At 45.4% G+C, this 12,528-nt stretch carries 9 protein-coding genes; 5 read left to right on the top strand and 4 right to left on the bottom strand.

The genetic code is table 11. The features are described from left to right. Window positions 1-3 precede the first annotated feature (3 nt). Both ACSHX2_RS10565 and ACSHX2_RS10570 read right to left on the bottom strand, forming a co-directional pair. Entirely contained in the window at window positions 4-1,341 is a 1,338-nt protein-coding gene (locus ACSHX2_RS10565) for a glycosyltransferase family 4 protein (protein ID WP_435692913.1), read from the bottom strand. 488 nt (window positions 1,342-1,829) lie between these two features. Then, the gene (locus ACSHX2_RS10570) at window positions 1,830-2,855 is read right to left on the bottom strand and encodes a glycosyltransferase family 2 protein (RefSeq protein WP_435692914.1); all 1,026 of its coding nucleotides are present in this window, start codon (window positions 2,853-2,855) and stop codon (window positions 1,830-1,832) included. A 295-nt stretch (window positions 2,856-3,150) separates the two neighbouring features. Here ACSHX2_RS10570 and ACSHX2_RS10575 point away from each other — a divergent pair, with 295 nt between their 5' ends. Beyond that, entirely contained in the window at window positions 3,151-4,584 is a 1,434-nt protein-coding gene (locus ACSHX2_RS10575; protein WP_435692915.1) for an efflux transporter outer membrane subunit, read from the top strand. Here the strand turns inward: ACSHX2_RS10575 and ACSHX2_RS10580 are convergent. Then, on the bottom strand, window positions 4,554-4,886 hold the full coding sequence (locus ACSHX2_RS10580) for an Hpt domain-containing protein (protein ID WP_435692916.1): 333 nt from the start codon (window positions 4,884-4,886) through the stop codon (window positions 4,554-4,556). The genes ACSHX2_RS10575 and ACSHX2_RS10580 overlap by 31 nt on opposite strands. Window positions 4,887-4,930: 44 nt before the next feature. Here ACSHX2_RS10580 and ACSHX2_RS10585 point away from each other — a divergent pair, with 44 nt between their 5' ends. From ACSHX2_RS10585 to ACSHX2_RS10595, 3 genes are read left to right on the top strand one after another with little or no spacing between them, the layout of a single operon-like run. Beyond that, window positions 4,931-6,283 (top strand): sigma-54-dependent transcriptional regulator, encoded by a 1,353-nt coding sequence (locus ACSHX2_RS10585; protein ID WP_435692917.1) that lies wholly within the window; start codon window positions 4,931-4,933, stop codon window positions 6,281-6,283. Between the two features lie 39 nt (window positions 6,284-6,322). Further along, a complete protein-coding gene (locus tag ACSHX2_RS10590; RefSeq protein ID WP_435692918.1) occupies window positions 6,323-6,862 on the top strand; it encodes a heme NO-binding domain-containing protein in 540 nt (179 codons plus the stop codon). Between the two features lie 5 nt (window positions 6,863-6,867). Beyond that, window positions 6,868-8,955 (top strand): response regulator, encoded by a 2,088-nt coding sequence (locus ACSHX2_RS10595; RefSeq protein WP_435692919.1) that lies wholly within the window; start codon window positions 6,868-6,870, stop codon window positions 8,953-8,955. Between the two features lie 60 nt (window positions 8,956-9,015). On the opposite strand, the gene ACSHX2_RS10600 is transcribed toward ACSHX2_RS10595, so the two are convergent. Then, window positions 9,016-11,424 carry a DUF6923 family protein gene (locus tag ACSHX2_RS10600; protein ID WP_435692920.1) on the bottom strand — a complete coding sequence of 803 codons (2,409 nt, stop codon included), beginning with the start codon at window positions 11,422-11,424 and terminating at the stop codon, window positions 9,016-9,018. Between the two features lie 248 nt (window positions 11,425-11,672). Here ACSHX2_RS10600 and ACSHX2_RS10605 point away from each other — a divergent pair, with 248 nt between their 5' ends. Continuing rightward, window positions 11,673-12,491 carry an NTP transferase domain-containing protein gene (locus tag ACSHX2_RS10605; protein ID WP_435692921.1) on the top strand — a complete coding sequence of 273 codons (819 nt, stop codon included), beginning with the start codon at window positions 11,673-11,675 and terminating at the stop codon, window positions 12,489-12,491. The last annotated feature ends 37 nt before the right edge of the window (window positions 12,492-12,528 follow it).

Here is a 12,528-nt window from a genome sequence, read left to right on the forward strand (position 1 = left end):
CGATTAAGCTTTCTGTAGAGAGTTAGATTTTTTCCCCTTAGAGAGAGATAATTTAGAATACAGCGCATAGGTTTCATTCGCGATACGCTCCCAGTCAAAAAATTTCTTCACGTGTAAGTAGCCTGACTCTCCGAGTTCTTCGCACAACTGTGGGTCATTTAGTAAACGAAGAATACTATCGGCAAGCTCTTGCTCGTTTTTCTCTTCTACTAGCACTCCCGTATCACCATTTTTGATCACATCGGGAATCCCCCCTACATTGGAAGCTATTACTGGTTTCTTGTGTGCTAGCGCCTCTATTAATACGACTCCTAACCCCTCAGTATCTCCATTGTCATCATAGATTGCAGGATGTACATAGAGCGTACAGTTAGCATAGAGCCTCCCTAACTCCTCATCACTCACGAATCCAGGGAACTGTACAGTTTCAGATAAACCTAGCTCAATTGAAAGGCTCTCCCACTCCGCTTTTCTGTCTCCCTCTCCGGTGATCACAACATCTACGTCTCTGGATTCCAACACTGCAGGTAAGGATCGAAGTAACACATCGATCCCTTTTCTCTGAACAAGACGACCACAGAAAAGGAGTAGAGGCTTACTCTTAGGCTCTAACTCTTCTACTTTATTACGAACGGTCGCCCCGTATGGCATGATCATGGAATCTTCACAGCCACTCACACTTTTCACTTCATTTGCCGTGTGTGAGCTGTTGGCACAACGCACATCAGCGGAACGTAAAAGCCAACCTAGCACTTTACGCACGGGAGTGCTCCGGCGAGCAATCGCGAGTTCAGCGCCATGGCTCATAGCTATCACTTTCACACCTAATAAATACTTAGGTAATATTCCATAGAATCCATGCGGAAACGGCCAATGTATATGTAACACATCTACTTTATGCTTAACGCACCACCAAAACACAGCAAGGGAACCCATCAAGAGATAAGGTAACACTAATAATTTGTAGAAAACAGAGTTAATCTTGTTAGGAGCTCCTTCATCATGAGTAAGTGTCTCTAAAGATTTTGTGGCATAGCGAAATCTATGAACTTCGGTTCCGTCAATTTGGTGGCTTTTAAGTCCTTTAAACGCTGGTGCCATTACTCTTATATTACAGGGAAGCTCCTTCATCTGCGAAATAAGCTCACGCATCCAGGGCACTTGACAGTCGTCGGAGTGCCGTGCGTATGTCGATGTCACGACTCCTACATTAATCTTGCTTTGACCATCTATTCGGCTTGATCCTTCTATGATTTTTGCTCCTGCATTTGAGTGAATATCGCCATCGTCTACGGAAGTACTAACGGACTGATAGGGCTGATTGAGGGTATTTGTATTCATAGTTTTATTGATTGAGTTACATATCCTTGTGCGTGAACCGTGCCAATCTACAGAAAACACAAGCAACACACTATAGATGAGTGCCTTGCAACAATACAACCAAAAACACACCCTAGTAATTCATTCTAGATAACTGTATTTATTACAGTCCCTCATCATTGCACCCTGTAATTTGTGCATGCTCAAAACCGTGTTGATACATACAGCTCTGTGAAAAATAGATACTCTCATAAAATAAAAGAAAGCCCTGTGAAACTTAGCATGCCACACATTTCAAAACTCAATCAACGAGTAGGAATGCTAAGTTCACAGGGCGGGGGGAGATCGGGGAGAGAGAGGTCGCTGGGGGCTGGAAGGTTCTGAAATCGAAGAAGCTTAGAGCTAAAATAATCTCATCTTAGAATGATCCGTTACCAGCCAGCTATTTTAGTAATCCAGTCTCTTCAATACTTCCGACAGGTCAGCTAAAATAGAGAGTATATGGACCGTTAAACGGCAGACAACATGTCACGCTCTCTCACATTATCTTGCGAGAATTGTTTGGCAGGAACGTATACACTACCGTTTATTGTATCAGCCAAGAGGAACTCTCTCCCCTCTTCCATTCCGCGATAAACATTTTGTTCCGAAATGAGCCCTTGCATACATACGATTAGAGCTGAAAGAGTGCTTAGAGCACCTATGATGACCAAGCTACTTGCTTCACCACCACTCAAGGCGACTACACCAGCAGAGAAGAATAGAGCCACGGCAGTTATCATGAGGTAAGCAGCTATTTTGCCAGTAAAATGCATCGGACAGTTTCTGAAACGTTGTAAGAAACCAACAGTCATTGTGTCTAATGCACCGATAATAAGGCGTTCAACACCGTATTTACTCACGCCATGTTGACGAGCATGATGCTCCACCTCGATCTCTGTGGTTTTGAAACCCTTAAATGAAGCAAGGGAAGGAACCATTCTGTGCATATCTCCATACATAGGGATAGCTTTGACCACCTCTTTTTTGTAGGCCTTAAAGCCACAATTGTGATCATGGAGACTAACACCAGTTACCTTACTAAGAACCGCATTGAAAACACGGCTAGGAAGTACCTTGTGCCAAGGATCATGACGCTTACGCTTCCAGCCAGTGACGATGTCACTACCTTGATTAAGAGCTTCTATGAAGCGCGGAATTTCTTGAGGGTCATCCTGTAAGTCAGCATCCATGGTAAAAACAATGTTTCCAGCTGCTACTTGATACCCAAGCGCTAACGCATCTGCTTTCCCTTTATTAGCAGGGAACCTGTACGCCTTGACGTGTTCACGGTCACGAAATGCGAGTAACTCCATTACTGACCAGGTGCTATCAGATGAACCATCATCGATGAAAAGAATTTCCCAATCGTAGCCGAGAAGCTCTACTTGTTTTTTGATACCGTTATAGAGGGTCTCAAGAGTGGCTTCTTCGTCCATAGCGGGAATGATGAAACTAACGAATTTTTGATTTTTTCTGAAGTTGAATGTGTTCATGGGTAGTTGATTAAGTTGTGCAATCACTCATGCGAGCCATGTGCCAACATGGGGAAAACTCCTCGCAAACCATTACTGCAAAAGGGTTTAAATAATTTACACATCAATCTACCTCCTCACCAAAACTGAGAAACACAGTATTTTTTACATTACTTCTGGAGGCCCACCAGTAAGATGTTCAGTGGGTTCTTACCCCATTCAAAGCGGTACCCCTTTTGAAGAGTTCCTAAGACCCCTCAAAAAAACAGGGAATTAAATACAGCCGAATAGGAAAGAATACTGTAGTAAATTCTTAGTGAATCTATCAGCTCTTAACCTTCTCCTCTGGTTTTCTCTTTTGCTACCCAGCTGTATGGTCGGCCCAGATTACGAGCCACCTGAAATAACTGTCCCCGATGCTTGGACTGAATCTATCGATAAAGACAACAAATCAAAGATGACCGGCTCTCAAAAATGGTGGAAACGCTATAAAGATCCAGTTCTAGACGAGCTCATTAAGCGTTCTCGTGAAGCAAACCCAAACATCCGCATAGCTCGTGCCCGCATCTCTGAGTCCTGGTATCAACGATCCGTGCTCTCGGCAGCTTGGTACCCCAAAGCTGAGATCAATGCCAGAGATGCACATGGTCTCGGCACCTTTGATTCAGGTGGAGTTAAATGGGATATTGATAGTTCACGTGATCAATATGCTAACTTTGATGTCGGCTGGGAGCTCGATATATTCGGACGTGTTTCTAGACAGGTTGAATCCGCAACTGCTGAGTACGAAGCTAAAATAGAAGGCTATAGAGATGCTCTCGTGTTTATTAATAGCGAAGTTGCTCTGCACTACATCGCTTACCGCACACTCGAAAAACGTATCGCTGTCGCCGAAGAAGGCAGAGATAGTTACCGTAACATCAAAGTAATGATCGATGGTCGCTTCGAAGAGGGCCTCTCCACTAAAATGGAACAGCACGAGGCTAATGCTGACCTTCTAGCAAGTGAGGCCGAAATACCTAAACTCAAGCAAGAGAAGAAAGTAATCAGTAATCGATTAGCTGCACTCGTCGCCATGCGACCCGCGGAAATGCCAAATATGTTAAAACCTGGCTATGATATCCCCTCGCCTCCCAAGCGTATCAATGCTGGCTACCCATCTGAAATTTTAAGATCTAGGCCAGACATCCGTCGTGCAGAGCGAAAAATTGAGTCAGAGTCTGCACGTATCGGTGTCGCCACAGCTAACCTCTACCCCCAGTTTTCTCTATCAGGCGCTATCAGCTATGAGTATTTTACTCAGGGCGCCACTATCGAAACACTCACTAGAACACTTGGCCTGGGTCCGAATGTGAGATGGCGCCTCTTTAACGCCTGTGCTGATCGAAACCGTATTCGTGAGCAGGAATCCAAATTAGAACAAGCTATCACCGTCTATGAAGGCACTGTCATCAATGCCGTGACTCAAGTTGAAAACAGTATGACGCGCATCCATCATTCAAAAAAACGGCTACAGTATCTTCAGAAAGCAACCAAGGAATACTATGGCGCAGCAAGCCTTCTCTACGAGGCCTACCAGACAGGGCAAGTCGATTTACGACGTCTGCTCAACTCCCAACAAGACTACATACGTACCAAAGATGAATGCTACGCCACAGAAGGGCGCCACGTTGCTCACTCCGTTCGACTATTTAAAGCACTCGGAGGTGGTGAACTCCCTCAACCTAAAAGCACAGCTCTCGCTAACTGACATGATTCCTCAAGTTGATACTCTAAACATCCAATCTGCGCGTTCACCGACTCAGTATCCTCCACCAGCTCTAGAGCCTTACATAACTCATGGAGAGTTAGCATTCCAAACATGCCAGAAGATCCTTTCAGCTGATGCACATGCTGACGCGAAAGCTCTATATTCCCATCAACTATTGCCTGCTTAACTTCAGAAATTAAGCCCACACTGTTTTCATGAAATTCCTCCAAGATAATCAGAACCGCCTCACTATCATCTCCAGCTAAGGCTAACAAATGTGATTTATCAATTTTAACATTCACGACAATAGTCTAACATTCTTTAATTCTAAGACAATCGAAACCCCATGCCCTCTCTTCCCTATAATTTAATCATCGCCGATGATGATGAAACCATCCGTAGCTTACTCACACTTAAAGCGACACAATATGGTTTACACCCAATTACAGCTTCCAACGGGAAAGAAGCTCTCGAGCTCATGCGCGACCACGTCGATCTAGTTTTATTAGATTTACATATGCCTGAAATGGATGGTTTTACTTGTCTAGAAAAACTCGGCAAGTCCCACCCGAATGTCCCTGTGATCGTGCTCAGCGGCGAAAATGAAGCCAGCGCAGCGATGAAAGCAGTCAAACTCGGCGCACATGACTACATCACCAAGCCCTTTGATTTAAACCACCTCTTTACGACTCTAAGAAATGCGAAGAGGCTCAGTAAGGTTCAAAAAGAGAATCAATCTCTAAAAGACTCAATCAGCGAAGAGTCGACCCCTACTGACATCATCGCACATTCTGACTCCATGAGAGTCCTTCTAAAGAAGGCTAAGAAGATTGCTCAGTTAGATTCTTCAATACTACTTACTGGTGAGAGTGGTACAGGTAAAGGAGTGATGGCTCGATTCATCCATTCTAACAGCCCTCGAGCAAATAAACCCTTTGTGACTGTAAGCTGTCCAGCCTTACCCAGAGAGTTACTTGAGAGTGAATTATTCGGCCATGAGAAAGGGGCATTCACTGGAGCTCTAAAGCAACGAATCGGTAAAATAGAAGCAGCCAAAGGTGGAACCCTATTTCTGGATGAAATCGGTGACCTCCCCATCGACCTTCAGCCTAAACTTCTCAATGTACTTCAAGATAAAAAATTCCACCGAGTGGGTGGAGAAAAAGAGCTCGATTGTGATGTACGCATCATCACCGCGACTAATATTAACTTTAAAGAAAAAATAGCAGCAAAGGAGTTCAGAGAAGACTTATTCTACCGTATCAGCGTGATCCCACTAGAGCTACCCGCTCTGAGATCTAGACCTGCGGAAATCATTCCCCTCGCTAGCCACTTCCTGAGCCGGATAGCAAAGCAACGCAACACCCCTGCTATAAGTATCGATGAGGATGCTTCAAACAAGTTAATCCAATATGACTGGCCCGGTAACGTCAGGCAGTTAGAAAACCTTATGGAAAGAGCCTCGGCATTCTGTGATGATAATGAAGTCACTGCAGAGGACCTCATGGGAAGTATCGACCAGGAATCGTCTTCACCAGCTCAGACAAGTCATCTCGCTGGAATGACTCTAGCAGACGTGGAAAAACTCGCTATCGAGCAAACTCTCGAACTCTGTGGTGGAAATAAAGCTGAATCAGCCCGCAAGCTGGGCATTAGCGAGAAATCCATCTACAATAAAATGAAACGCCTAGAACTCTAACTAACCCAACAACCACACAACTAAAACACCCATATTCATATGAAAGGAGTCATCTTTACAGAATTTCTAAGCATGGTCGAAACTGCGCACGGTCTAGATATGGTCGATACCATTATCGAAAAAAGTGATCTACCATCAGGAGGTGCATACACTGCCGTAGGCACCTACCCTCACACCGAAATCGTGTCGCTCGTATGTAATCTCAGTGAGGAAATAAGTGTGCCTGTACCAGCCTTACTAAAAGCATATGGTCAGCACCTTTTTCACCGATTAGCAGCCTCCTACCCCGCATTTGTTGCGCAGACGGACGACCCTCTAGAATTCCTTGAACTCGTAGAAACCTACATTCACGTGGAAGTTAGAAAACTCTATCCAGATGCTGAGTTACCCTCATTCGAATGCAGCAGACCGAACTCACCCAAAGAACTCCACATGACCTACCACTCAGTCAGACATATGGAAGATGTCTGTGAAGGACTCATTCGCGGGAGTCTTGAGTACTTTAACCGCACAGCCAATATAGAGCGCAAAAGTATCGATGACGACTCAGAGCTATTTATCATAACCCTAAACGAATAATGCCTATGTCGGATGAGGTGGAGAAGTGGAAAAAACGCTATGAACGGGAAAAAAACGCCCGCCTTCAGGCTGAAAATCTATTAGAGGAAAAGAGCTCACAGCTCTTTGAAGCGAATGAACAGCTAGAACAACAAGTCATTCTTAAATCCTCAAAACTAAGTATTGAGGAGAAGAAGTTCACCGCCCTCTTCCACTCATCAGTAGATGGCATCTTACTCTACACTCTTGATGGAGTCATCATAGATGCCAACCCTACAATATGCATGATCCTTAGGCGCAGTGCCGCCAGCCTTATAGGCTGTAAGATCACAGATCTTTATGCACCAGAGTTCACCGAGCTGGCTGACTCTGCCACCGAGGAAATGGATAAGTACGGTCAGGTGCGCTTCAAGGTCGAGCTCGTGCGAAGCAATGGACTTCACATACCTGTAGAAATATCCGCCTCTAAATTCGATGTCGGTGAAAACACCATGATCCAGGGCATCTTCAGAGACATCACCGAAAACCAGAAAATCCAAAAGGAGTTAGAAGAGGCGACTGAGAGTGCGATCAAAGCCAATGAAACCAAATCTCTCTTTCTCGCCACAATGAGTCATGAGATCAGAACTCCGCTCAATGGCATTCTCGGTTTCACTGATATCCTGCTAGATTCAGAAGCGACCGAAGAACAAATTCAGCACCTCCAACTCATTAAAAGAAGTGGAGATATTCTCCTCTCTATCATCAATGACATTCTCGACTTCTCCAGAGTGGAAAGTTTGCAAATTGAGTTAGAGATGGTCGACTACAACCTAACAGACAACATAGAGGAAACACTTGAGATTCACGCCCAGACAGCGGCATCGAAAAACATAGATCTTATCTATCAAACTAATGATGACGTCCCCGTGGACCTCAATGGTGATATTGGCAGAATAAAACAAGTGATCCTTAATCTCGTTTCGAATGCTCTTAAATTCACCAGTGAAGGCAGTGTCATCGTGCATGCTTCTAGAAAAGACGAAGATTTCATCTCAATAGACGTCATTGATACCGGTATTGGTTTTGCTCTTGAGGTCAAAGAGCAGCTCTTTAAACCCTTCATTCAAGCGGATGCTACTACGACGCGAAAGTATGGCGGCACAGGCCTAGGGCTATCGATTTGTACACAGCTTCTCAAAATCATGGGGGGCACTATTTCAGCCACATCCATACCAGGTAAGGGAGCCACCTTCACAGTCAACCTCCCCATCATTCTCGCTAAAAATCCGGTCCCTAGAATGTTCAACCAAGATGACTTGGGTAAGTTAAAAGGTCTCAACATCTTAGTAATTGATGATCATCCTATTAATCTCGAATACATGCAGATTAGACTTACTAAGTGGGACTGTATTGTCACCGCAGTCCAGGATAGCACCGAGGCCTCTAAGCTAGATGAACAAGTACTTGCCAGCTTCGACCTCATCATCTCTGACATGCTGATGCCTGAGATAGACGGCCTCACACTAGCGAAAATTTTCAAAGAACGGCTGGCAGAAAAAAGACCTCCTATGGTTCTAGCCACTTCTTCACGCCACCTCTCTGAGCGAGCCGAAGCTAAGAGCGCCGGCTACGCCAGCGTCATATATAAACCTCTGAAAGAACGCGAGTTAGTCACCCATATCAACGCTGCCATTTCAGGGAAATCAGACTACAGTCAGGGTAACTCCGTTACAAATAACACTGTCGAAGCAAAGCATGCATTTATTCTCATTGTAGAAGATAATCCCATCAACGCAAAGCTTGCTAAAATCATTGTCGAACGGATGGGACTTGTTTCTAATATCGCGCATAATGGCCAGGAAGCTATCGTAGCCCTTGAGAATAACCATAACTATTCCGCTATTCTAATGGATATGCAAATGCCTGTGATGGATGGCTTAGTTGCTAGCGCTAAAATCCGTGGAGGGGAAGCTGGAGGCCATTGTGCTGATATCCCAATCATTGCGATGACAGCAAATGCTTTAGCTGAGGATAAACAGCGATGCCTAGACGCTGGCATGGACTTCTACGTCCCTAAACCCATAAACATAAAAGAACTTACCAAGATCTTGAGTGATTTAGGGATTGTATGAAGTCCCTCGTCCTCAAGTATCATTGGTAAGCCTTTTCCCGCGCCTCAACTCTGACTTAGTTTAATAACAAACTATTCCCTCACGTGGCGTGATGCCGTCTTCACCGGTAAACCCAAGAGTTGGGTCCTCAGTCGGCAAACCATACATGTTATCGAAGAGGTTCACTCCTTCTAAATTGCCTTTGATAACGATAATCGCATCATCGAAACTACTATTACTCACATCACCATCTTCAGGTGCATCTGCATTTTCATAGCGAGTGTGATCCTCGATACATAAAACAGTCATTTCACCATCAGACATAGTAAGGATCTGATCCATGTAACCAGGGTTTGCTCCGACAAGACTGAAGAGTGGTTGGCGCTTAGTTCGCTCACCGTGACCCTTAGCTGTATATCGATGCGGATTTCTTAGGAAAACCTGTCTTACATTGTTAGGGACCAGCATGAACCCGACATTCTTACCAGCTAAACCATAAGCTGACGGATCAAATGTCACTGAATCTCCAGGATTTGTTTTTCGATCATCCAGTATAGACACTGCTGACTGAGCAGCACGCTTACGGAACTCAAGAGAGCTCGGATCCAAATTTACTAATTGATCGTAATCAAATACACAGAGATCAAACTTCATGGAACTACGGTCCTCAATGAATTCCACAGTAATAGGTTCACTAGGGAGTTTAAAAACCTGCCCTAGAGTCTCGAACTCTGCTGTATCCATGTAGAAATTACTAAGATGTCTTTCGACTCCACGGCGACCTCTATCACTGTGCAAACCGTATTGCCCAGTAATCACATCATCATATTGCGCAACTCCACGGTATCTAGGGATTATTTCGATTTGAAAAATCACATCGTTGAAATCTTCGTCACCAGCCACCTGATCTTCAAATGCGAGAACCAGTGGACGGTCAGAGTCACCATCGAATAAACGAGCGGCACACTGTATTGCCCCCTCAGGGTTGTACTCAGCATCCTGAAAAACCATAGTTTCATCACCTCTTGCACCATCGACTACCAAGCCAAACCGAAGTGGTGTCCCTGCAGGTAACACACCTAAACTAGCACGTGACCCTGGCTTTAAAGGAGCCGCTGGCCCCATAACATAGCTATGCCACACAGCTGTCGACTCAGATGGTTCATTCCCATTGTACCAGAATAAAGTATTGCGGTGCGTACCTCCATCATAGATCGCCGTCACAATAACCTCTGAATCTACTTCAAGCACGAAATCCTCTGCATTGAAGCCACGCTTCTCTACCTCAAGAAAAGTACCATTCTTTTTACAATGTAATTGTTCTTTTACCTCACTCCAGAGATTACGTGAGTACTCATAAGCATCCTCCGTCTGTGAATACGTATCGACAGAGCTTACCGCATCATCCGCTACAGTGATGTAGAAGTCTTCAAACACTGTGAGCTCACCATCAGATGCACTACAGCGTGCTACGTATTGGCCGTTTTTTGAGAAATACATCTCCGTTTTTGACTCATTGTCATCGTAGAACTTAATCACATCCGGCCCAGTCTGGTGTGACCATTCCACAGTGAGTCCATCTCCAGTGAGCGGTAACCCTTCATCAGCGATACCTAGATCGACTGTACACCTACGCGTGCCTCCGATCGTCACCCCCCCGTCTTCAATAGTGATAATTGGCTCTTGATTCTCAGGCACTATCAATGGGCTCTCTGCTGCTGGGCAACTAAATCCGTCATTGTTACGAGTCACCACACTATCAAGAAGAAATGCCGCTCGCGGACTATCAGTAGTATGGTTAATTATCTGATAAACCCCTCCAGCGTTACTGCTCACAAAGAGGCTACCATTCAGGTCTGTATATGCAGCACCATATGCCACTCTTCCAGATGGAAGATTTTTCACAGAAACTCGTGTCACTGTCTTATTTTCCACATCCCATGTGTAGAGGTCTTGGTTGCGCGCTCCGAAGAAATAACCTTTCCCATCTATTTCCTGATAGACTAAGTCAGCGACACCTCCTGGATTTATACCACTGAACGAAACCATTTCATACGTAGACGTCTCCACATTAATTTTCATAAGGTCTGGACTGTAAAAACGATCACCTCGGACCCAGAGATGTCCTTCAAAATCCATGTCTCCTGCATAGATATTGTAAGTAGGTACTTTTCTCCCCTCAGTACTTGGAGTGCCCAGTGCTGAAAAGGAACCGTCGCCATGAATACGTATTAGCTGGTCTTTGTAGGGAGCATAGCGTCCCCATGCATACACGTAGTCATCCTGAATATTGTAACCTGCGGCATTATAACTTTCATTATTATCTCCGATTTTAGTGTAAACTCCGTCTCGAGGATTGAGAGCATTGAGCTGACCTGACACCACTTGAAAAAATTCGGGCTGTCGCTCAAATGGCACTTCCTCTGCAAACAACTGCGACTCCCCCGCTAGTAATAAAATACCAGAAGAGAAGGCGCATAGAGCAAACATGTCATTTAGTTTAGATCTATATATCATAGTACCTAAGAATCTTCGCAGACATGGTGCCAACTCACATGAAACGCCTACAACCACCTACCTGTATGCAAACTATAACTAAATATAAGGAAACCGGAAGCTACCAGAAGCTGTAAATTTTACCCATTAAAAAGAGTGCCACGGTAAATTCTACAGAGTTTCGCCCTAGATTACTAAAAATCACTATTGTAGGGCGCCGACACCTATTGCAAAACAACCACATGCCAGCACCACTCTACGGACTCTTACTCGTCGGCGGAAAATCCACACGCATGGGACAAGATAAATCCCAGCTCATTTACCGTGGTGACACCCCTGAGTGGATACGCCTATTCTCCGTACTTGAGTCTACGACCGAACAAGCATTCCTCAGCCATCGCGCCGATCAGGACTTCGGAAAGCTCGCTATCATTGACCCAGCAGAAGGCCCACTTTGCGCCATTCACGCTGCTCAGCAAGCGCACCCAGAAGCGCGCTGGCTCGTCATCGCCTGCGACCTCCCCTTGCTCGAAGCTAACACGCTCGAACTGCTCACTCGCTCAGCGGACATAACCAAGGACGCAACTAGCTTCGCCAGCAATGTAGACCACCGAGCAGAACCTCTCTGTGCGATTTATGAGCCCAGCTCAGCCCCTGTCATCAGTCAAGCAGTCGCCGATGGCAAACGCTGTCCGCGCCACCTTTTAGAAGAAATCGAAACCCAGTTAATTCAGCTAGAGCGCCCTCACGCACTAGACAATGCGAATAGCCCAGCTGACACACTAGAAATCCGCAGCCACCTCACTATGACCCGCGAAGCCAAAACCATTTCCATCCGCTATTTTGCTCAGCTCCGAGAACTCGCAAAGTGCGACAGCGAAGAAGTCAGCACTGAATCAGTGACTCCATCCGGCCTCTATGAAGAACTCAAAAGCCGTCACAGCTTCCCCCACAAACAAAAGCAACTCATGATCGCCATCAATGATGACTTTGCAGACTGGGCCACCCCTCTCAAGGCCGGAGACGAAGTCGTCTTCATTCCACCAGTCGCAGGCGGTTAACCCACTCACACGCAAACCTAGGTAGGGACATCGCTCC

Origin of the sequence: Rubritalea sp. (assembly GCF_051252225.1) — a bacterium.
Taxonomy (GTDB): Bacteria; Verrucomicrobiota; Verrucomicrobiia; order Verrucomicrobiales; family Akkermansiaceae; genus Rubritalea.

What these genes read in the sequence shown, in the direction of transcription:
- ACSHX2_RS10585 (WP_435692917.1), top strand. Translation starts at nt 4,931, where the DNA reads ATGCCCTCTCTTCCCTATAATTTAATCATCGCCGATGATGATGAAACC.
- ACSHX2_RS10565 (WP_435692913.1), bottom strand. Translation starts at nt 1,341, where the DNA reads ATGAATACAAATACCCTCAATCAGCCCTATCAGTCCGTTAGTACTTCC.
- ACSHX2_RS10605 (WP_435692921.1), top strand. Translation starts at nt 11,673, where the DNA reads ATGCCAGCACCACTCTACGGACTCTTACTCGTCGGCGGAAAATCCACA.
- ACSHX2_RS10590 (WP_435692918.1), top strand. Translation starts at nt 6,323, where the DNA reads ATGAAAGGAGTCATCTTTACAGAATTTCTAAGCATGGTCGAAACTGCG.
- ACSHX2_RS10600 (WP_435692920.1), bottom strand. Translation starts at nt 11,424, where the DNA reads ATGTTTGCTCTATGCGCCTTCTCTTCTGGTATTTTATTACTAGCGGGG.
- ACSHX2_RS10570 (WP_435692914.1), bottom strand. Translation starts at nt 2,855, where the DNA reads ATGAACACATTCAACTTCAGAAAAAATCAAAAATTCGTTAGTTTCATC.
- ACSHX2_RS10595 (WP_435692919.1), top strand. Translation starts at nt 6,868, where the DNA reads ATGTCGGATGAGGTGGAGAAGTGGAAAAAACGCTATGAACGGGAAAAA.